This is a genomic window from Gemmatimonadaceae bacterium, assembly GCA_019637445.1.
In the GTDB taxonomy this organism is placed as follows: Bacteria; Gemmatimonadota; Gemmatimonadetes; order Gemmatimonadales; family Gemmatimonadaceae; genus Pseudogemmatithrix.
On sequence record JAHBVS010000001.1, the window covers coordinates 583,332 to 603,578 of the forward strand.

Genomic DNA, 20,247 nt, shown 5'->3' on the forward strand with positions numbered 1-20,247 from the left:
ACGCCCTGAGACTCTGATGAGTGGCGCGCCGAGGGGCGCCCACTCGCCTGTTAATCACCGGGTCACAGGTTCGAGTCCTGTCGCCGGAGCTTGATGCAACGCAGCGCCCGTACCGCCTTGGCGGTGCGGGCGCTTGCTCGTTTGGAATGCGGCGCGCGGCGACCACCCAGCCTGGGATATCGCAGGGCAGACCTCAAGGCTATGCTCCCCCCGTGCCCACCCACATCGCCCTGCTTCGCGCCGTGAACGTCACCGGCACCGGCACGCTCAAGATGGACGAGCTGCGGCGGCGAGTGTCCAAGCTCGGCTACGAACGGGTGCGTACGTACATCGCCTCGGGAAACCTGCTCGCGGACTCGCCAAAGTCGGCAACTGCCGTACAGCGCGAACTTGCCGCGCTGGTGGAGAAACTCGTCGGGAAACCGGTTGGCGTGTTCGTCCGCTCAGCGGCCGCCCTCGCCAAGACGCTCGCCGCAAACCCGTTCCCAGACGCCGTGCCGTCCCGCGTACTGGTGCTATTCCTGGACCATCGCGTTCGGCAGGCAACGCTCGACGCCATCGCAAAGCCCGGCGGCGAAGAGGTCGTAGCCGCCGGCGGCGAGATCTTCCTCCACTTTCCGAACGGCATGGGCCAATCCAAGCTCCGCGTGCCGCAGATGGACAGCGGCACCGGTCGCAACCTGAACACAGTGCGCAAGCTGATCGCGATGGCGCGCGAGGACGGCTAGTCCGCGACGAGCGAGGCATGAGACCCGATTGCCACCCTCAAGCTAGAGCAGCCCCGGCAGCACCCACCGCGTTCGCGCCCGATACGCCTCCCAGCCCGGATGCCGCGAGAGACTGCGCTCCTTCATCGCCATGCTGGGCAGGAACACCAGCCCCCACACCCACGCCAGCACCAGCCACGGCAGCCAATGCTGGATGAGCATCGCGAAGCTGGCGTAGATCATCATCTCGCCCGTGTAGTTCGGGTGGCGCACATAGCGGAACATCCCATCGGTGATGAGCCCAGGCTTTGCACGCAGCGTGAACGTCTTCTGCGCATCGGACGCGATCATCACCGCCACGCCAACGATGCAGAGCCCAGCGCAGAGCGCCAGCCAGTGCGCCTCGACAATCGGGTACCGACGCGGCGGCAGGGCGAACATCAACCAGCCAAACAGCGCGTACCAGCCGAGCACGGCGGCCCAGGTCGCAATGGCCGCGGGGATCGTCACGCGCACCTGCCAGCGCGCATCCGGGAACGCCACATCCTTGAGCAGCCACACCAGCCCGTAGCCGCCGTGCAGCGCCACGTAGGTCCACGCGGGGGCCGAGTTGTCGCCCGCCCACCAGGCCAAGGCGAGCAGGAACGGCAGCATCAGCGCCTTCTGCGCGTTCACCACCCAGGCCAGCTTCCACGGCCGAGGCCCGCCGAGCAGGTCGATGCTCAGGTGGTTCGTCAGCCGGAACAGGCGCGCCACCAGGTCGTCGCGCGTGCCAGACGAAGGCGCGGCGCCCGATGAAACGGGTGGGGACGGGTCACGGTACACAGCGCGAATCTACGGCCAACCGGCCACCGGTGCGTCCTCCTCCCCGCCCCGCCATATTTCCCCTATGGCCACCTCCGCGAATCCCCTGGTGGGCGTGATCATGGGCTCGAAGTCCGACTACGAGACCCTCGCGCCAGCCTGTGAGCTGCTCGCCCACTTCGGCATCCCCTACGAAGCCAAGGTCGTCTCGGCGCATCGCACACCGGACGAGATGTTCGACTACGCCGCGAGCGCCGAACGGCGCGGCCTGATGGTGATCATCGCCGGCGCAGGTGGCGCGGCACACTTGCCTGGAATGGTCGCGTCGAAGACACTGATCCCGGTGCTCGGCGTGCCGGTGCCGATCACGCAGCTGAATGGGCTCGACGCGTTGCTGAGCATCGTGCAGATGCCGGCCGGCGTGCCGGTGGGGACGCTGGCGATCGGCAAGCCTGGCGCGTCCAACGCCGCGATCTTAGCGGCGGAGATTGTCGGCACGCACCGTCCGGAAGTGCGCGAGAAGCTGCGCGCCTGGCGCGCGAGCCGCGCCGCCGACGTCCGCGGCCAGACGCTGCCGTGAGCGGCGTGACGCACAGCCCCGTCGCCCCGGGCGCGACCATCGGCTTTCTCGGTGGCGGCCAGCTGGGTCGGATGACGGCGATGGCGGCCCGCACACTCGGTTACGACGTGAAGGTGTTGGATCCTGAGGCACGTTGCCCGGCGCGCGGCGTGAGCTCGGTGACGATCACCGCGCCGTGGAGCGATGCCAAGGCCGCGGCCGAGTTGGCCGAGGGCTGCGCGGCCGTGACGCTGGAGATCGAACAGATCCCGCGGCCCTCGTTGGAGGCCGTGGCTCGCACCGCACCGCTGCATCCCGGCGTGGAGGCCGTGTACACGGTGCAGGAGCGCGCGCGGCAAAAGCAGTGGCTGGAGCGGCACAACTTTCCCCTCGGCGCCTTCGCTGTCGTCACCGATGCCGATGCCACGTCAGCAGCCGTCGCCAAGCTCGGCCCAAGCATCGTGAAGTCGGCGATGGGCGGCTACGACGGGCGCGGGCAGCTGCGCGTGAAGACCGCCGACGAAGGCCGGGCTGCGTTCGAGCAGCTCAAGGCGCCGGTATGCGTGGTCGAGGCCTTCCTCGACATCGCCGTGGAGATCTCGGTGTTGGTCGCGCGTCGCGCGGACGGCACGCACGTCGCGTATCCGCCATCGCGCAACCTGCACACGGATGGCGTGCTGACCTGGGCGGTGACGCCGTCGGGCGTGAACGACGACCTCGCCGAGCGAGCGCGGCTGCTGGCCAGCGACATCGCGACGGCGCTGGGCATTGTTGGCTTGCTGGCGGTGGAGATGTTCGTGCTGCAGGACGGCACCCTGCTCGTGAACGAGCTCGCTCCGCGCCCGCACAACACGTATCACCACTCGGAGCGCGCGCATCCCACGAGCCAGTTCGAGCAGCTGGTGCGTGCCATCTGCCACCTGCCCTTGGGCAGCGTGGAGATCGTGCGTCCGGCGGCGATCCACAACCTGCTCGGCGACCTCTGGTCCGGTGGCGACCCGGACTTCACGCGCGCGCTGGCGGTTCCCGGCGTCCGCGTGCATCTCTACGGCAAGCACGAGGCGCGCCCGGGCCGCAAGATGGGACACCTCTCCGCCGATGGCGACACCCCGGAGCAGGCGCTGGAGCGCGTGCTGAAGGCCTACGCCGCGATACAGTGAGGCGATGAAGGGCTGGACCGCTCACGCCGCAAGTGGGCGGCACACGTTGAGGAGGACCTGACGATGGCGACCGCAGCCCCAAGCTTCCGCGACCTCGACGCGAAGGAGTGCGTGGCGCTCCTCGACCGGCACGTGGTGGGTCGCCTCGCGCTGTCGCACAAGGATCGCGTGGAGATCATCCCGATCCACTACATCCACGACGACGGCTGGCTGTACTGCCGCACGGCGGTGGGCACGAAGCTCGAGGTGGCCAGCCACAACCGCTGGGTGGCCTTCGAGGTGGATGAGATCGACGGCCTCTTCGACTGGCGCTCGGTGGTCGTGAAGGGCGGCCTCTATCTCCTGCGCAAGGACGGCAGCGAGCACGAACAGGAGATCTACGACAAGGGCGTGGCCTTGGTGCGCCGGATCGTGCCCGAGGCGCTCACGCCGAAGGACCCGTTGCCGGAGCGGGCGATTCTCTTCCGCATCCATGTGGATGAGATGTCGGGGCGGTCGGCGAGTTCGGGGCGGTAACGAAGGCTTCTGCGTGGACGCTCGGTCCAGTGCAATTGCCACAGAGGCACAGAGACACAGAGGGTTGCGTGCACTCAGCGGCCTCTGTGTCTCTGTGTCTCTGTGGCAGCGGTCCTCGGCGCAGCGATCTTAACGCCGCACCGCCCCATACCGCGCCAAGATCTCTGATAGCCGATCCAACGGCAGCGCCTCGACCGTCCGCCCGTTGCCCGTCACGGTGGTCGCCATGAACAGCGAGTTGTAGATCGCCTCCTCCACCGCCTCGACCGCGGCTTGGAACAGCGCGGACATCTGCTCATTCGCCACTTCCGTGCTCGTCACGCGCGGCGCGTCGAAAGTTCGGCGCACGGATTCCGCAGTCGAAAATGCCAGCGCATAGTCGCCGCTGCCGTTTGACGCCGAGCTTCCGGTGCGGGCCAGTCCCATCATCGCGCGGGCGGCGAGGCGCTCGAGGTTGCGGTCGCTGAGCGGCGCGTCCGTGGCGATCACGATCATGATCGAACCATCGCCGTCGTCCGCACCCGTGCCGCCGGGTCGCTGGAAGGCGTATTGACCCAGCTCGCGGCCCACCGGCGCACCCAGCACCTGCAGCACGCCGCCAAAGTTCGACTGCACCAGCACGCCCAGCGTGTAGCCGCCGTAGCGCTCGGGCAGCACGCGTGAGCTGGTACCGATACCGCCTTTCCATCCGAACGCGACCGTGCCGGCGCCCGCGCCGACACTGCCCTCCTGCACGGCGCCCGTGTTCGCGGTGCGCAGTGCATCGCGCACCACCTGTGCCGTGACGGGCCGCGAGCGGATGTCGTTCAGGCCGCCGTCGTTCGTCTCACCCACCACAGCGTTGATGGATCGCACCTGCTGCATGTCCGGCGCCTCGAGCAGGTACTCGACCATCGCATCGGCGGCGCGCCAGACGCAGAGCGTGCAGGTCAGCAGGATTGGCGTCTCGAGCTCGCCGAGCTCACGCAGTTGCGTGGCGCCGAGCAGCTTGCCGAAGCCGTTGCCGACGTGCAGCGCGGCGGGGACGCGGTCGCGGTATAGGTTGCCGCCGTGCGGCAGGATGGCCGTGACGCCTGTGCGGATGCGGTCACCCTCGACCAGGGTGACCTGCCCCACGCGAACGCCGGCGACGTCCGTGATGGCATTGAGCGCGCCGGGTTCGAACACCCCCGGTGCGACGCCGAGCGCACGGGCCCGTTGGCGGCCGGGCACTGCCGCTTCACCGGCCGCTCTCTGTGGCGCTGGCCGAGCAGGCGCTTGGGCCGCCAGGTCGTCGGCCACAGGTGGCGTCGCCGAGGCGAGAAGGGCGAGCACTCCCACAGCGTGAAGCCAGCGGATGGCGCGGCGGCGGCGATTCAGCATGGGACTATCTTACAGGCGTGCCCATCGTCCCGCTGTTCGGCCACGAGAACGTCCGCGAGCGCCTCGCGGCGCAGATGGATCGCGCCGCGCTTCCGGCCTCGCTGCTGCTGCACGGGCCGGCGGGCATCGGGAAGCAACGCACGGCGCTCTGGCTCGCCCAGCGGTTGCTCTGCACCGGCGACGCCAAGCCCTGCGGCGAGTGCCAATCCTGCCAGTTCGCGCTCAACCTCACGCATCCAGACATCCACTGGGTGTTTCCGCGCGCGCGGATCCCGAATTCGTCGGACATCGCACTCGACAAGGTGCGCGACGAGTACGCCGAGGCGCTGCAGGAGCGCGCCACAGCCAATGGGCTGTATCCGCGGCCCGACGGCAGCGCGGGCTTGTTCGTCTACGTCACGCGCTGGCTGGTGCAGATCGCCGCGCGGCGGCCGGCAATCGCCCACCGCAAAGTCCTTATCGTCGGCGACGCCGAACGGATGGTGCCGCAGGCGTCGTCGCAGGAAGCGGCCAACGCGTTCCTCAAGCTGCTCGAAGAGCCGCCCGAGGATACGACGCTGATCCTCACCTCGAGCGAGCCGGGCGCGCTGCTGCCCACCGTGCGCTCGCGCGTGGTGAGCGTACGAATGGCGCCGCTGCCTGATGCAGCTGTCCGCGCGTTCCTCGAGCACCCGGCCGTGGCGGACGTCGCGCCCAAGGGCAACGCCGAACGTGTGCTCCGGCTCGCCGGCGGCGCGCCGGGCTCGTTGCTCGGCGGCGAAGAGCGCGAGGCCGCCATCACCCGCGCGCGAGCGCTGCTCGACGCCGTGGACCAGGGCCCGGAGCAACGCTGGCGCGCCGCCTTCACCGCCGGCTCGGCCAAGGCCCGCGGCGCCTTCAGCGACACGCTCGAGGCCTTGAGTGTGCTGGTCCACGAACGCCTGCGCGACGCCGCCGAGCGCGGCGATGAACGCCAGGCGCGCCGCGCCGCACGCGCGATGCCAGCCATCGAGGATGCCAAACGTGCCGCGGCCGGCAACGCAAACCCCCAGCTGGTCACTGCCACCTTGCTCGAATCCATCGCCGGAGTGCCTTGATGTCCGATCGCAAACTCTCGCACATCAATGTTGCCGGCGATGCGTCGATGGTGGACGTGAGCCAAAAGCCGGCCGTGCCGCGCGTCGCACGCGCGGCTGGCAGCATCACGATGAGTGACGAGGCCTTCGCCGCCGTGCGCGATGCACAGCTGCCCAAGGGCGACGTGCTTGGCACCGCCCGCATCGCCGGCGTGATGGCCGCCAAGCGCACGTCGGATCTGATTCCGCTCTGCCATCCGCTGCTGCTGCACGACGTGCAGGTCCGCCTGACGATGGACGAGGCGCTGCCCGGCGTGCGCTGCGAGAGCGAAGTGCGCACCGTGGGCCAGACCGGCGTGGAAATGGAGGCGCTGACGGCCGTGTCGGTCGCGCTGCTGACGGTCTACGATATGGCCAAGGCCGTGGACTCACGGATGGTCATCGGACCGGTGCGACTGCTGGAGAAGCGGAAGGGCGCGCCCTGACAGCTCAGCGCACGCGCAGTCGCTGACCCGGCCGGATGATGTCGCCGCGCAGGCGGTTGATCTGCCGCAGCTGCGCGACCGTGGTGCCGTGCTTGCGGGCGATCACGCTGAGGTTGTCGCCGCGCTTCACCACGTAGGTGCTCGACGCCCCATAGCGCTCAATCGACGGATTCGGCACGTCGCGCGCGGCATCCGCCACATCACGCCGCGGCACCACGATGCGCTGGCCTGCGTGCAGGTTGCCGTTCGGCAGCCGCGTGGCCTGCGGGTTGTACCAGTTCAGTTCCTTCGCCGTCAGCCCGTTGGCCTTGGCGATCTTCGTGATGTAGTCGCCCTCGCGGGTGACCACGCGCTTGGTTGCGACACGCTCGACCTCCGGCAGTGCTTCAAACGCCGCGCTGAAGCCCTCGGCGCGACCCACCGGCACGCGAAGCCACGTGGCGGCGCCAGTCGGCGGTGTCATCCCGCGCAGGATGTGCGGGTTGTAGTCCTTGAGCGTGTCCACCGACACGTCGATGGCCTTGGCCACCGCTGCCAGCGGCACATTCGCCGCTACTGCTACGCTATCCCAGGCGAAGGGCTGCACCTCCCGCGCCTCCACGCCATAGCGCGTAGGGTCCTTCCCGACCAAGGCCGCCGCGATGAGCTTCGGCACGTAATCGCGCGTCTCCGGCCGCAGGGCCTTGGTGTTGTCCGAGAGCGCGAAGAAGAGGTCATCGCCCGCCGCGCCTTCCAGCACCTCGGCGTTGGCCTGCAGGCCCCGCGACACACGGCCCGGCCCGCCGTTGTAGGCCGCCGAGGCGAGGTAGATGGAGCCGAAGTTGTCGTGCAGCTGGTTCAGGTAGCGGATGGCGGCGTCGGTGGCCGCGACGGGATCGCGGCGCTCATCCACCCACCAATCCACGCGCAGGCCGACGCTCTTCGCCGTGCGCGTCATGAACTGCCACATCCCGACGGCAGCGGCCGCCGAGTACGCGTGCGGGTCGTACCAGCTCTCGATCAACGCCAGGTAGATCATGTCTTCCGGAAGGCCGCCCGCGCGCAGCTTGGCGTGGATCATCGGCGCGTAGCGGGACCGGCGCTCCAGTGCGACCTCAAAGGTGCTGCGCAGCGGACCACTGAAGCGCTGCACGTAGTGCTCGACGCGCTCGTGTGATTCGTAGGGCTCGACCTCGATGTCCCAGGCCGGCGGCGGCGCCTCGACGATCGGAGCCGGCGGCTCCATCGGCGCGTCGTCGGAGGGTCCCGACTCTTCTTCGAGCGACGGGCCTTCCTCCGCCTGCACGGACACGGCCACGATCTCGTCGCCGATGGCGGCGGGCGTCGGCACGGTGCGCGGCAGCAAGCCCGCGCGACCGCAGGCGGTCAGCGCCAGCACGGCGGCAATCAGCGAAAGGCGAGTCGGTGTCGGCATATGAAAATTGTCGGCCCACGACGCCCCAGACCTGACGGGTCGCCGAAATTCGGAACGCGCAATATCAGAAGGCTGCAACGTCGATGCCAGCCCCGTGCAGGCCTTTTGCTTGCACTCGCGCGCTTAAGCTGGACGATTGGGACTGTGGCCGCGAAACGGACGCCGCCGCGCGCCGCAGTGCGTGGCGGCGGCGCCGGTGACCTGGGTTACGCCACGCGGGCCATGGCCCGGCCGTCGCCGGATGCACTCAAGGCGAGATACTCCCCGAACAGGCCATCCCAGATGGCGTCCCAACTGCGCGCGGCCGCGATCCGCAGGCCGGCATCGGACATCGCACGGCGGCGGGCGGGATCATCGAGCAATGACTCGACCGCGCTAGCCAGAGATCCGGAATCGCCACCGCGGAAGAGCGCGCCGGATTCCCGCGACGCGAGCTCGAGGGTCGCGCCAGCGTCCGGCGCGACCACCGGGACGCCGGCGCCCATCGCCTCGAGCACGACATTGCCGAAGGTCTCGGTGGTTGAGGGAAACACGAGGATGTCCGCCGAGGCGTAGAAGCTCGAGAGTGCCTCACCGTGCAGTGCGCCGGCGAACCAAGTCCCGGCCGGCGCGAGTTTGCGGCAGGTGAGTTCATCGGGACCATCACCGGCCACGGCGAAGCGCACGTGTGGGCGATCCCGCATCACCCGCTGCATCGCGGCCATCGCCACGCGCACGCCCTTCTCGGGGGCCAGACGCCCGACGTACGCGACCACGAGATCCCGCGTGCCCGCACCCATCGCCGCACGCATCACGTCGGTGCGGAAACGCGGATGGAACCGCAGCGGATCCAAACCACGGCCCCAGATGCGGACGCTCTCGAAGCGATGCGCGCGCAGCTCGTCGGCCACCGCGCCCGACGGCGCGAAGGTGCGCTGCCCGCTGTTGTGGAACCATCGCAGGTACGGCCAGGCCACCGCGTCGAGCGCCTGCAGGTGGTAGTGCCGGAGATAGTCCGCAAATGACGTGTGGTACGAGGTCACGAGCGGGACACCCAGCGTGCGCGCCGCGTGCCGACCCGCCAGTCCCACACCAAACGGCGTGGTCGCGTGGATCAGCGTCGGCTCCCACTCGGCCACGGCCTGCAAGACCTGGCGCCGCGAAGGCAAAGCGATGCGCAGTTGCGGATAGGCCCAGAACGACGTGCTCTCCCAGCGTCGAACCTGCGGCTCCTCGACCGCACCTGGGTCAGCGACGGTGTGTACCTGCACCGCCCCGCCCCGCGCCTCGATGGCCTGCACCAGCCGCTCCAGCGTCCGTGTGACGCCGTTGAGCTGGGGGGCGAAGGTGTCGGTGAAGAGCGCGAGCCGGAGACCGCTAAGGTCCCGGCCCGCAGCAGCGCCGGTCATCACCAGAGCAGCAAGACCGCGATGCCAGTCGCGATGGCAATCGCCTGGCCCGCCAGCACATCGCCAGGGTAGTGCACGCCGAGCCGCACGCGTGACCAACCCACGAGCGCCGAGAGCAGCAGCAGTGGCCACGAGAGCACCGGGAAGGCCGCCGCGTACACGAAGGCCACGCTCATCACCGAGCAGGAGTGGCCGCTGGGGAAGGAGAACTTGTCCGGCACCACCACGTGGGTGCTGCCGATCACCCGCACCGAAGGCCGCTCGCGCAGCACGTTGCGCTTGATCACCTGGACGATCAGGTGTGAGAGCGTCAGTGCCCAGGCCGCCTTGATGGCCACCAGTTGCAGCCCCGCCGGCGCGAAGAGCATCGGCAGCAGCACCGCCAGTATCGTCATGCGAGCGCCACCGACGTGCGTGAGCAGGCGCCAGGCGCGTGTCACGCGCTTGGGCGTCTGCTCGCCGATGACCCAGCGCAGGAACAGCGCGCGGTCTCGGGCGTCGAGGCGGGTGAGCAAGGGAGCTCGCATTAGCATGGAGGAAAGGTCGGGGAGCCCTGTAAGGGGGAACCGTCGGTATGGAAACGCTTGTGTAACGGCGCTTTAGGCCGCCGCGACGAGGGGCATGGCCTCCAATGCCGCCCTCAGCGGCCGACCGGCGAAACTGTCGGGAATCGGCAGCCCCAAGGCCCAGGCAATGGTCGCCGGCACATCGAGCAACGAGGTGCCCGCCGGAAGGTCGCCCCGACGCACCGCGCCGCCCGCGAGGACAATGGGAATCGTCCGGTCCAGCGGGTGCTCGCTATTGTGGTGGTCCTTCACCGCGCCGCCGCCGCCGTGGTCCGCGAGGGCAATCAAGAGGGTGCCCGGGTCCTGCAGATCCAGCGCGGCCAGCAGCCGTCCCATCGCGGCGTCCATCTGCCGCGCGGCCTCCGCGTACGGCTCCGACATCCAGCCGTGCTCGTGTCCGATGCGATCGCAGTCAGGCCAATGCATCAGCAGAAGGCCCGCCGCCTGGCTGCGCAGGGCGGGCGTCGCGTGATCCAGGATCTCCTGGCAGGTCTCGCCGCGGAACGTCGGCTTCGTGACCCCGAGGCGCTTGGCGATCTGATGCGCGATGCCAACGAAGAGCAGCGGCATCCGACGCAAGAAGGCCTGCGTCGGCAAACCGTGCGCCGCGAGCAGCCGCGGCAGCGGATCGATCTGCCCCGTGGCTCGCGGCAGGTGAAAGCGCTCACTCTGCAGTCCGTGGCGCTCGGGCGCCGCGCCCGTGAACAGCGAGGCCATCGCGCAGGCCGTCACGCTCGGTGACACCGTGCGCCCGAGCATCGTGCCCGCACCGCGCTGGACCAAGCCGCCGATGTGGTGCAGGCCAAAGCGGGGGATGGCATCGGGCCGCAGGCCGTCGAGGACGACCACGATGACGCGGCGTACTGGGGTCTCTCGCAACATTGGTTCCTCGGACGTGGAAGGCATTCGTCTCTTCGACGAGCAAGCTCCCACGCCGCGGCGACGGCACCATCACGCCCGCGTCCCGCCTGCGTCACGCTCCCACTCGCGTGTCGTCACGGGCCAGGGCGCGCGGGGCGCGGCGCCGTAGGAGACTCGTGACCACCCCGTCACCATTCAGTGACCTCTCCGCGCATCTTTCGCTCGTGCCACGCATCCTTTTTTGCTCCGACACCTATCCGCCGCAGGTCAACGGCGTGAGCGTCGTCACCGCCCTCTCGGTCACGGGCCTGATGCGCCGCGGCTGGAATGTGGAAGTCATCGCCCCCCGCTACCCCGAGGAAGCGCCGCGCATCTTCGAGTCCGGGATGAACGAGGCGCCGGTGACGGAAATCGCCTCGGTCCCAATGCCGACGTATCCCGACATCCGGCTGGCGGCCCCGCAGCGCGGCAAGGTCCGCGACGTCGTCGCCCGCTTCAAGCCCGACCTGCTCCACTCGGCGACGGAGTTCATGATCGGCCGACTCGGACAGTCCGCGGCGATGCGCGACGGCATTCCCGTGACGACGTCCTACCACACGGACTTCGCCAAGTACACGGCCTCCTACGGCCTGCCATTCCTGCGGAAGCCGGTCACCGCCTGGATCCGACGCTTCCACGCCAACGCTTCGCGCATCTTCACGCCCTCGGCACCGGCGCGCGAGGACCTGCTCGCGCTCGGGCTGAAGGACGTTGAGGTCTGGGGTCGCGGCGTCGATGACGTGCTGTTCCATCCCTCGAAGCGCTCCCTCACCCTTCGCCAGCGCCTCAGCCTCGGCGACGCCTTCACCTTCCTGCACGTGGGGCGACTCGCGCCGGAGAAGGGCGTCGACATCCTACTGGATGCCTTTGGCAAGCTGGAAGCCGAGCTCGGCTCGGACCGCGTGCGTCTCGTCGTCGCCGGTGCGGGGCCAAGCCTGCCGGGGCTCAAGGCGCGCGCGCCAAAGTCGGTGACCTTTCTCGGCAACCTCGACCGCAACCGGGAGTTGCCGGCGCTCTATGCCTCGGCGGACGCGTTCATCTTTGCGAGCACCACGGAAACGCTCGGCCTTGTCGTGTTGGAGGCGATGGCGGCCGGGACACCAGTCGTCGCCGCACCGGCTGGGGGCGTTGCGGACCATCTGCGACACGAAGTGAACGGTCTCGCCTATCCGCCGTTGGATGCAGCGGCCTGCGCTGCGGCGATGGGCCGCTTGGTGCAAGACCAGCCCCTGCTACTGAAGCTGCGCGAAGGCGCACGGGCCACGGCCGAGCGCCGGACCTGGGAACAGGAACTCGATCGGCTGGACGCCAGCTACCGCGAGGTACTCACGCGGTCGGGACGGTGAAGCGGAAGGTGCTCCCGCTCCCGAGCGTGCTCTCCGCCCAGAGCCGCCCTCCGTGCGCTTCGACAATGCCGCGGGCGATCGCCAACCCGAGTCCCGTGCCGCCCTTGGGTGCGTTGCGACGCACCGTCCAGTAGCGCTCGAAGATCCGGCCGAGCTCGCCGTCGGGAATGCCCGGCCCATTGTCGTGCACCGCGAACTCGATCTCCTCGCCGTGCCTCTCCGCCAACACGGACACGCGTCCCCCGCGCTCGCTGAATCTCAGCGCGTTGCCCAAGAGGTTCGCGAGGACCTGCACCAGGCGTTCCTCGTCCCCGATCATCGGGGGAAGGGCAGAGGCGGCGGAGAACTCGAGCACCACACCACGGTCGGCGGCATCGCGGCGGAACATCTCGTCGGCGCGGTCCAGCACCGCCCGCGGCGCGACGTGGCGCCGCTCAACCGCCAGTCGCCCGACCTCGATGCTCGCAACGTCCAGTAGATCGCGGATCATCCGCTGTGTGAGCTCGGTGGAGTCCATGATCGTGCGCACCAGCTCTCGGCGCTCGGCATCATCGGCATCGGTGCTGGCGAGCAGCGCCCGTGCGCACATCCCGATGGCCGAGATGGGATTGCGGAGGTCGTGCGAGACCACGCCCAGCGCGTGGTCACGGGCGATGGTGGCCTGCTGCGCCGTGTCGTAGAGTCGTGCGTTGTCGAGGGCAAAGGCCGCGCGCAACGCGAGTTCCTCGGCAATCAGCACGTCCTGCTCCGTGAAGGCGCGCGGATGGACGGAGCGAAAGATCGTCAACACACCCAGCACGTGCTCACGCGCCACGAGCGGCAGCATCAGCAGGGCGCGCGCGCCCAAGGCCTGCATCCGCTCGAGTTCGTCGGCGTCCGCGCTATGCGCCTCGATCCATTCAGCGTCCACGTTCCCCACGAGCTCGGAGCGCCCGTGGCGCAACACGTCCACCACGCGCGACGGCGAGTCGAGCGTCAGCGGTCGCTCGGCGACGCGCCCGAGTGCGGCCGCCAGCGCCGGATCGCCGGGGCGCGCCGGAACCCGGCGAAGCGCGTCGCCGCCCGTCATGACGTCGAGAAAGGCGCCGTCACCCAGCCACCCGAGCGGCAGGTCACAGATTGAACGTTCCGTGGCGGCGACGTCCAGCGTCTCACCCAGCACCGCCAGCGCGTGCGTGAGCTGCCGCTGCGATTCGTCGCGCAGGCGGCGCTCACTGATGTCGCGCAGCAACACCGTGTAGATGTGCTCGCCGCCGGCTACGACGAGCTTGGAGATCGAGGCCTCGGCGGGAAACTCCGAGCCATCGCGTCGTACGCCCGAGATGGCGCGCCGCGCGCCCATCTGCCGCGAGCGGTCGCCGGAGCGACCAAATCCGGCCACGTGCTCCGCGTGGTTGTCGCGGTGCCGCTTCGGCAGCAGAAAGGACAACTCACGTCCGATGGCCTCCTCGGCCGTCCACCCGAAGATGCGCTCGGCGCCAGAGTTGAAGTGCAGGATCCGCTGGCGCTCATCCACTGAGATGATGGCGTCCGCCGCGATCTCGAGGATGCCCGCAAACTTGGCCTCCGAGGCGCGCAGCGCGGCCTCCACGCGCTCGCGCCGCTCCAGGTCATCGTGCAGGCTCGCATACGCGAACCAAGCGAGCACCAGCGCGAGGATGACCAGGATGGTGACGAGGGCCTGCGCGAGGTTGAGCGCGGGACTGTCACTGCGGCCGGCCAATGCCCAGCGTGTGGCAAGTACCGCCACTGCGCCTACGGCACTGATGGCGAGCACGCCGGCACCGACGACGTAACGAAGCTTGGCTTCGGAGGAGAGCATCGCGCGAAAATATGAAACGGCGCCCGCCTCCGTGGGAGGCGGGCGCCGTGATTCGCGGGGCCTAGGCGTGCAGCAAGCCCAGCCGCAGCGCGAACTGCACGTACTCGTGACGATGGCTCAGCCCGAGCTTGTCCTGGATCCGCTGCTTGTAGGTGTCCACCGTCTTTGGCGAGATGAACAGCCGTTCGCCAATCTCCGGCGCGCTGTAGCCCTGCGCGGTCATCCGGAGGACGTCGCGCTCGCGTTCCGTCAGCCGCTCGTAGCGCGCGCGGTCCTCGTGCATCGGGTCCTTGCGCTGGTAGCCCTTGGCCAGGATGCGCGCCGCCTCCGCGCGCACGTACACCTCGCCGCGGGCCACCGTGCGCACCGCGTCCAGGAGCTCCTTGTCCGCCGCGGTCTTGGGGAGGAACCCACTGGCGCCCACCTCAAGCATCGGCACCAGGTACTCCTCCTCTGGGTGCATCGTGAGAATGAGCACCTTGGAAGGAATGCCCTTCTCGATCAGCATCTTGGTGGCCTGCCCGCCGTCCACCTCGCCAATCGAGAGGTCCATGATCACCACGTGAGGCTTCAGGCGCTCTGCCATCGCGACCGCCTCTGGGCCGCTGCTGGCCTCCCCCACGACGTGCATGTCCTTCGCGGCGCCGAGCACAGCCTTGAGGCCGGCACGGACGACGCTGTGGTCGTCGGCAAGGATGACGCGAATGAGGTCGTCGCTCATGGGCGTAGTCTCACCTCGGGGACCCGCAGCAACCATAAGGCCCTGTCGGATTTTCATTAGGGGAATCCCCTACAGGCCATTTTGGTTAGGTTGGGAGGCGCTGGATAGCCCTCCACATCAGACGCCGTGACCCGTGAAGACTCTCCGCTGGCTGCTCGCCGTACAGGTGTTGGCCCTCTCGACCGTTCGGGCGCAGCAAGCGTCTGATTCCCTGCCCCGGGTGCTGCTGGTGGCTACCGGTGGGACAATTGCCGGCGTGCAGGATGCCCCGGGCACATTGGGCGGCTACCGCGCGGGAACGCTGACGGCCGAACAGGTCGTGGCCTCGGTGCCCGAGCTGAAGCGCTTTGCCGAGGTTCGGTACGAACAGTTCTCCAATGTGGCCAGCCCCTTCATCACGCCCGCACAGTGGGTGGCGTTGTCGAAGCGCATCGACGCGGCGTTCGTCGAGGATCCGCGGCTCGCAGGGGTGGTGGTTACCCACGGCACCGACCGGCTCGAGGAGACGGCGTTCTTCCTCTACCTGTCGGTGCGCAGCGAGCGACCCGTCGTGGTAGTAGGCGCTCAGCGACCGGCGACGGGCATCAGTCCGGACGGTCCGATCAACCTGCTGGCAGCGGTGCGCACGGCCGCCGACACGGCCGCCGTGGGCAAGGGCGTGATGGTCGTGATGGACGACCGCATTCTCTCCGCTCGCGAGGTGCGGAAGCACTACCAGCGCGTCGGCGGCTTCGAGGGCGGCGATATGGGGCTGCTGGGCGTCGTCGCCTCAGACGGACCACAGTTCTTCTTCGCACCGGTGCGTCGGCACGGCGCGCGCAGCGAGTTCGACCTGCGCCAGATGGACTCACTTCCGGATGTGGCGCTGACATTCTCGTATCCTGGCGGGCGCGGCCCGGCCTTCGACCAGACCCCGGCCGGCGTGGTGGTCACCACCACCGGGTTTACGCGTGACGAGTCGCGGGCCTATCGCCGATTGCGCCGCGACGGCGTGGTGGTGGTCGAGGTGTTCCCCTCCGGCGACAACGTGAACGGCACGCGCCAGCGCGCCCCAACCACGATGAACATCGATTCCCTCTTCGCCGCCGCAAAGACGGAAGCGGACTCCCTGCGGGCGGAAGAGCTGGCCGCACCACCAATGGTGAGCGCCCAGCACCTCACGCCGCAGAAAGCCCGCATCCTGTTGATGCTCGCGCTCACCCGCACGCGGGATCCACGCGAGATCCAGCGCTACTACCGCGAGTACTAGTCGTGGTGGTCGTGCTCGCCGATCATGTTGCCGTCCTTGTCGTGCCGCATCACGAAGCCGCGCGGCACGGTCGGGGTCGGAAGCGCCGGTAGGAATCCGACGGCCGGGCCACCCATGTTGTGCACGCCCATCATCGCGGTCATGCGCAACCAACCCTCGACACTCATGATCTCGGTCGTGTCATCGCGATATGCGCTGGCGGCCTTGAGGATCTCCGCGCGCTTGGCGTCGCGCGGCACGTTCGGGTTGGCGAGGATGTCGCTGATGACGTCGTGCATCGAGTGCAGGTTGTCGAAGACAACGGCGAGGGTCGGATAGCGCTTGGCAAACTCCGGCGCCACTGCCGCCGTCATCGGCATCACGTGCGGATAGTTCTCGGGTCCGTTCACCATCATCTGGCGGAAGCGGGCGACCGTCGCCGCCACGCCCATCTGCCGCTCGGTGACGTTCGTGCCCGTCATCAACGGTTCGTAGAGCCCCACCTGCAGCCAGTGGTAGGCCCAGATCAGCCCGTTGAACTTCGGGAAGTTCTGCCGGAAGGCCAGCGAGTACGGCTGCTCCTGCATCAGCGCCATCGTTTTGGGATGCCGGCTGTAGGCCAAGTCGCGGCGCGTGAAGTAGTACGCCTCGAGCCGTGCCATCTCGGCGTCCTTCTCCTCCTGACTCAGGCGCTCGTCGGCGAGCACGTCGTAGACCTGGCGGTGCAGCAGGTGCGCCCACTCGAACATCGCCTTGGCCTCGGGCGCCAAGCGCGTGTACATCGGCTCAATGGCGTCCTCCACGGCGGGGAGTCGCGGCGGCCGGTTCAGGATCTTCTCGGTGAGGTTCGCGTACTCGGCCTGTTCGAGGAGCTGCACAGCCTGCTCTGGACGCGTCCACAGCATCTCGTAGAGGATCGCGTGGCCATAGTCAAAGGCGTTGAACAGCCGGTCGGCCGCGGGATATTGGCGGCGGAAGTAGAAGTTGTGCGGCGCCTGGAGGTAGAACTGCTCATAGACGGTGCTCCACTGCGAGCCCGTGGGGCGCACCTGCACGCCCGTAGGTCGCGGCGCGCTCTTGATGGGCCGCGCAAACGCGTAGGCGCCACCGAAGGTCAGGCCCCAGCCGGGAAGTCCCGTGGAGAGTCTGCGAAACACGCCGATGTCCGCCGCGAGCCGAGAGCTCACCTGCCGACGCAATCCGAGTCCGGCGCGCCATTCAACCTCACCGTCATCGAGCAACGACTCCTGCGCGGTCACGTCGAAGCCAATCAACGTCTGGTGTAGCGGGAAGGTGCGGTCCATCGCGAGGCCCGCCATCCAGCGCGGCTCCTCGGCGCCTTCCTCGCCCGCCGTGAACGCATCACCCGGCGTGTAGTTGGCGTTGAGATGCACGCGGCCCCAGGGCAGCGTGCGTGTCGCCAAGGCGCGCAGCGAGGTCAGCGTGCGCGCCGGCGCAAACGGTCCGGCGGGCACGTGCACACCAGCGCCAACCGCGAGGAATGGCCAGAACTGCGTCTCGGTGTTCAACTGGTGCAGCAGCTCGACCTCGACACCCGCGGCGCCGGAGAGCCGGCGCCCGCTGAGGGCGTCATCCGCGAAGAGCATCGGAACGGCGATCTCCAACTGGGTCCGCGGCAGCAGGCCGAAGGCCAACTCCGGCGCGATGCCCCAACTGGTGAAGCCGGGCAGTACGCGCTCGACGCGCAGTGGAACGGCCTGCAGCTCGATGGCGCGGCGCTCCACGACCACCGCGTCCTCGACCGCAAGCGGGCGGCCGCGGTCCGTGTTGTAGAAATCCGACTGGGCCGATGCCGTGGACGCGAGGAACGCCACGGCGAAGGCGGGGATGACTGACTTGTGCATTGGCTGTGCGATTTTGATGAAGTCCCACCGCGGGGCGCCCAGCACAGTCGTGTGCGAACGCGAGACAGGACCGCGGCTGTCAATGAGGTCGCCGAGTCGCGGCAACCGGAGGACTTCAGTCGCGCGGAGGCGGTGTGTCGATCGCCAGTGCGGGCGCCGCCGGCGCCGTCGGCTCGAGGCGGAGGTCGCTGATTGGGCCAAGGCCGGGGCTCAGGGGCCGCGGCGGTGCCGCGGCAAGCGCGGCAACGGCGCAGTGCGCGATGTCGGGACAGCTGCCGTGGACCGGTGCGTGGTGACTGCTACCATCCGGCGCGCTGGGGATTGCAGCCTCGCCGGCTCCGCCGACCTCGGCTGGCGTCTGTTCGGCGTGTGCCGCGTGTGCCGCGTGTGCCGCGTGATCGTGCGACTCCGCGACCGGCGCCGGCGCCTGCGCCGGCGTCGCCTCCGCGCTCAGCATGGGACAATCCGCCAGGACACGCGTCGGGAGCAGCACCAAACTCACCCAGGCCAGCAGGGCAGGAATGGCACGGCGCACGCGGAGGCGGCGGACAGCGCGGTTCATAGCGGTGGACTATACCCCCATAGGGTATCTGGCGTCAAGGTGTCCGGTCCACGAGCCAGGCCAGCAGATTCAGGGCAAACTGCGCGTTCTGCTCGGCCATCGGCGCGTTCATTCCCATTGGCCGCCCCTCGCCGGGGCCCGCGCGCTGCGCGCTGAACATGGCAGCCTCGCCGAACATTGCCACGCGCCCCCGCCCTTCCTGGCGCACCGCACCCTGCAGCCATCCGCCGACTTGGCGTATCGGCGTGTCGTCCTCGAACTGCCAGGCGATGCGGGGCTCGAGCGAGACGAAGTCGGGCGGCAGCACGAGCAGCGGTGCCACGCCGGGTCGGTCCCAGCGGAAGGCCTGCCCCGTGAACGTGCGCACCTGCGTGATGCGGTGCTGTCCGGCGCCGTCGGTGATTGCGTGGCCGCGCAGTGATCCATTCTCGCGCACGAACACTGCTGGGTTTCGCTCGGCGAGCGCGCGCGCATCGCGCGGTGAGTCCGTGCCCCAGGGCGCGTAGGCGAAGCCGTCAGTGAACGCCGCTCCAAACGCGGCGGCCAGTCGCTTTGCCGCGCCCGCCAGCGGCATGTGATCGGCAATCAGCAGCAGCGATCCGCCACCCTGCACCCAGCGCAGCACCGCGGCGATCTCCGCATCCGTGAACGCCGACGGCGTCGGCTGCGGATACGTCGTCCACGGCTCGTCGTTTGGCTGCGCGTTGGAGATGACCAGCAGGTCGCACTCGGCGAGCACAGCCGCGGTGAAGGCAGCGCGCGAGGGCCGCACGCGATAACCGTCGCGGGTGGCAAGCGCGCCGAAGCTATGGAAGCGGCCGTCGAGCGTGTGGAAGTTGTAGTGGGCCTCGTCGAGGCAGAGGCGCGGGCCGGAGCTGGCCGCGTATGCCGGCGGGGTAACGACGGGCCGGAAGGCCGTGTCGGCGCGCTGCTGGGCACTGATCAAGTGCGGCGCGACGAGGATAGAGATGGCGAGGACGCGCCGCGCGACCTGTAGTCGGTTCTTCATAGTGACCCGGGTGGGGATCGAACCCACGACCTGCGGATTAAAAGTCCGTTGCTCTACCGGCTGAGCTACCGGGTCGGAAAAAAAGCTTATGTCCAGCGACAACAAACGGCACGCGCTCTTCACCTGAGAACCGAGCTAAGTCGATCTGTGCCAGAAGCTGTGGCAGATGCTACTTAATCTAGTCTGAATCGGCCCGGCTTCTCCGGCGCCTCGGCAGTTAATTTTCACGGCCGCGAACCTGCGCGCCTCGGTCGCCCACCTAGGACCCGCCAGCTGAGCAACGGCAAATAGAGGCCACCAGTTGTCGGCGGCCCTGTCGATCACGTTTGACGACGCTTTGGGCTCCACCTTGGACAGTCGGGGTCTGATGTCGTCCTCCCAGCGCGCAACCTTGCGATGGAGGATGCGCGGTTCTGATACTGCGTGGGACGTAAGCTTCGCGGTACCTTCCGTTGGCAGCTTTCGCCGAAGTGAGATTACGATGGATCGATCTTCAATGGTCGGCGGGAGCGTACGAATCCTGGCCAAGATCGTCGGGCTCCAAGCGAAAAGTGCTTGGGGTCGAGGCTGTGGGCCTACTCCGAGACGCCGTGGCCACTTCACGTGTGTGTCCGCTTGGCAGAATGCCCACGAGTTCCCCGCGCCCTTCGAGGTAAGTATCCATCTCATCCAAAAGCAGCGCTGGATGACTCGAACTATCGGCCCGGAAGACCACTGCTGGCGTGACATTCGATGTCGGGAGATGTCGCGGGACTAGCTGTGAAAGCACCGAGAAGAA

Annotated in this window: 20 protein-coding genes and 1 tRNA gene; 8 read left to right on the top strand and 13 right to left on the bottom strand. The window is 68.6% G+C overall.

Features of this window, described 5'->3' with window-relative positions; translation table 11 throughout:
- Window positions 1–212 precede the first annotated feature (212 nt).
- The gene (locus KF709_02780) at window positions 213–728 is read left to right on the top strand and encodes a DUF1697 domain-containing protein (GenBank protein MBX3173305.1); all 516 of its coding nucleotides are present in this window, start codon (window positions 213–215) and stop codon (window positions 726–728) included.
- 42 nt (window positions 729–770) lie between these two features.
- On the opposite strand, the gene KF709_02785 is transcribed toward KF709_02780, so the two are convergent.
- Window positions 771–1,532 carry a DUF1295 domain-containing protein gene (locus tag KF709_02785; protein MBX3173306.1) on the bottom strand — a complete coding sequence of 254 codons (762 nt, stop codon included), beginning with the start codon at window positions 1,530–1,532 and terminating at the stop codon, window positions 771–773.
- Between the two features lie 64 nt (window positions 1,533–1,596).
- Here KF709_02785 and purE point away from each other — a divergent pair, with 64 nt between their 5' ends.
- The 3 genes from purE to KF709_02800 all read left to right on the top strand — a co-directional run bounded on the left by purE (window position 1,597) and on the right by KF709_02800 (window position 3,746).
- Window positions 1,597–2,091, top strand: a complete 495-nt coding sequence (purE, locus tag KF709_02790; GenBank protein MBX3173307.1) for a 5-(carboxyamino)imidazole ribonucleotide mutase — start codon at window positions 1,597–1,599, stop codon at window positions 2,089–2,091.
- A 71-nt stretch (window positions 2,092–2,162) separates the two neighbouring features.
- On the top strand, window positions 2,163–3,230 hold the full coding sequence (purK, locus tag KF709_02795; protein MBX3173308.1) for a 5-(carboxyamino)imidazole ribonucleotide synthase: 1,068 nt from the start codon (window positions 2,163–2,165) through the stop codon (window positions 3,228–3,230).
- A gap of 63 nt (window positions 3,231–3,293) precedes the next feature.
- Window positions 3,294–3,746 carry a pyridoxamine 5'-phosphate oxidase family protein gene (locus tag KF709_02800; protein MBX3173309.1) on the top strand — a complete coding sequence of 151 codons (453 nt, stop codon included), beginning with the start codon at window positions 3,294–3,296 and terminating at the stop codon, window positions 3,744–3,746.
- A 129-nt stretch (window positions 3,747–3,875) separates the two neighbouring features.
- Here KF709_02800 and KF709_02805 read toward each other — a convergent pair whose 3' ends face one another.
- Window positions 3,876–5,108 (bottom strand): P1 family peptidase, encoded by a 1,233-nt coding sequence (locus tag KF709_02805; protein MBX3173310.1) that lies wholly within the window; start codon window positions 5,106–5,108, stop codon window positions 3,876–3,878.
- Window positions 5,109–5,125: 17 nt separating this feature from the next.
- On the opposite strand from KF709_02805, the gene KF709_02810 reads away from it, so the two are divergent.
- Together KF709_02810 and moaC are read left to right on the top strand one after the other, a co-directional pair.
- Window positions 5,126–6,184 carry a hypothetical protein gene (locus KF709_02810; GenBank protein ID MBX3173311.1) on the top strand — a complete coding sequence of 353 codons (1,059 nt, stop codon included), beginning with the start codon at window positions 5,126–5,128 and terminating at the stop codon, window positions 6,182–6,184.
- Window positions 6,184–6,648, top strand: a complete 465-nt coding sequence (moaC, locus tag KF709_02815; protein MBX3173312.1) for a cyclic pyranopterin monophosphate synthase MoaC — start codon at window positions 6,184–6,186, stop codon at window positions 6,646–6,648. The genes KF709_02810 and moaC overlap by 1 nt, the downstream gene beginning before the upstream one ends.
- A gap of 4 nt (window positions 6,649–6,652) precedes the next feature.
- On the opposite strand, the gene KF709_02820 is transcribed toward moaC, so the two are convergent.
- The 4 genes from KF709_02820 to KF709_02835 form a co-directional block, all read right to left on the bottom strand.
- Window positions 6,653–8,062 (bottom strand): transglycosylase SLT domain-containing protein, encoded by a 1,410-nt coding sequence (locus KF709_02820; protein MBX3173313.1) that lies wholly within the window; start codon window positions 8,060–8,062, stop codon window positions 6,653–6,655.
- 206 nt (window positions 8,063–8,268) lie between these two features.
- Window positions 8,269–9,450 (bottom strand): glycosyltransferase family 1 protein, encoded by a 1,182-nt coding sequence (locus KF709_02825; protein MBX3173314.1) that lies wholly within the window; start codon window positions 9,448–9,450, stop codon window positions 8,269–8,271.
- Window positions 9,450–9,965: a phosphatase PAP2 family protein gene (locus KF709_02830; GenBank protein ID MBX3173315.1), complete on the bottom strand. Its 516-nt coding sequence runs from the start codon at window positions 9,963–9,965 to the stop codon at window positions 9,450–9,452. The genes KF709_02825 and KF709_02830 overlap by 1 nt, the downstream gene beginning before the upstream one ends.
- Window positions 9,966–10,049: 84 nt before the next feature.
- Window positions 10,050–10,898 (bottom strand): alkaline phosphatase family protein, encoded by an 849-nt coding sequence (locus tag KF709_02835; protein MBX3173316.1) that lies wholly within the window; start codon window positions 10,896–10,898, stop codon window positions 10,050–10,052.
- A gap of 203 nt (window positions 10,899–11,101) precedes the next feature.
- On the opposite strand from KF709_02835, the gene KF709_02840 reads away from it, so the two are divergent.
- Window positions 11,102–12,262: a glycosyltransferase family 1 protein gene (locus KF709_02840; GenBank protein MBX3173317.1), complete on the top strand. Its 1,161-nt coding sequence runs from the start codon at window positions 11,102–11,104 to the stop codon at window positions 12,260–12,262.
- On the opposite strand, the gene KF709_02845 is transcribed toward KF709_02840, so the two are convergent.
- Both KF709_02845 and KF709_02850 read right to left on the bottom strand, forming a co-directional pair.
- Entirely contained in the window at window positions 12,243–14,084 is a 1,842-nt protein-coding gene (locus KF709_02845; GenBank protein ID MBX3173318.1) for a PAS domain S-box protein, read from the bottom strand. The genes KF709_02840 and KF709_02845 overlap by 20 nt on opposite strands.
- Window positions 14,085–14,145: 61 nt before the next feature.
- Window positions 14,146–14,805, bottom strand: a complete 660-nt coding sequence (locus KF709_02850; GenBank protein ID MBX3173319.1) for a response regulator transcription factor — start codon at window positions 14,803–14,805, stop codon at window positions 14,146–14,148.
- A gap of 133 nt (window positions 14,806–14,938) precedes the next feature.
- Here KF709_02850 and KF709_02855 point away from each other — a divergent pair, with 133 nt between their 5' ends.
- Complete coding sequence (locus KF709_02855; GenBank protein MBX3173320.1) at window positions 14,939–16,054, top strand: asparaginase; 1,116 nt, start codon at window positions 14,939–14,941, stop codon at window positions 16,052–16,054.
- On the opposite strand, the gene KF709_02860 is transcribed toward KF709_02855, so the two are convergent.
- The 5 genes from KF709_02860 to KF709_02880 form a co-directional block, all read right to left on the bottom strand.
- The gene (locus KF709_02860; GenBank protein MBX3173321.1) at window positions 16,051–17,898 is read right to left on the bottom strand and encodes a hypothetical protein; all 1,848 of its coding nucleotides are present in this window, start codon (window positions 17,896–17,898) and stop codon (window positions 16,051–16,053) included. The genes KF709_02855 and KF709_02860 overlap by 4 nt on opposite strands.
- 115 nt (window positions 17,899–18,013) lie before the next feature.
- Window positions 18,014–18,460, bottom strand: coding sequence for a hypothetical protein (locus KF709_02865; protein ID MBX3173322.1), 447 nt, complete (start codon window positions 18,458–18,460; stop codon window positions 18,014–18,016).
- Between the two features lie 34 nt (window positions 18,461–18,494).
- Window positions 18,495–19,469, bottom strand: coding sequence for a hypothetical protein (locus KF709_02870; GenBank protein ID MBX3173323.1), 975 nt, complete (start codon window positions 19,467–19,469; stop codon window positions 18,495–18,497).
- A 2-nt stretch (window positions 19,470–19,471) separates the two neighbouring features.
- Window positions 19,472–19,544, bottom strand: a tRNA-Lys gene (locus KF709_02875).
- Between the two features lie 60 nt (window positions 19,545–19,604).
- Complete coding sequence (locus KF709_02880) at window positions 19,605–19,997, bottom strand: DUF3631 domain-containing protein (GenBank protein MBX3173324.1); 393 nt, start codon at window positions 19,995–19,997, stop codon at window positions 19,605–19,607.
- Window positions 19,998–20,247 lie beyond the last annotated feature (250 nt).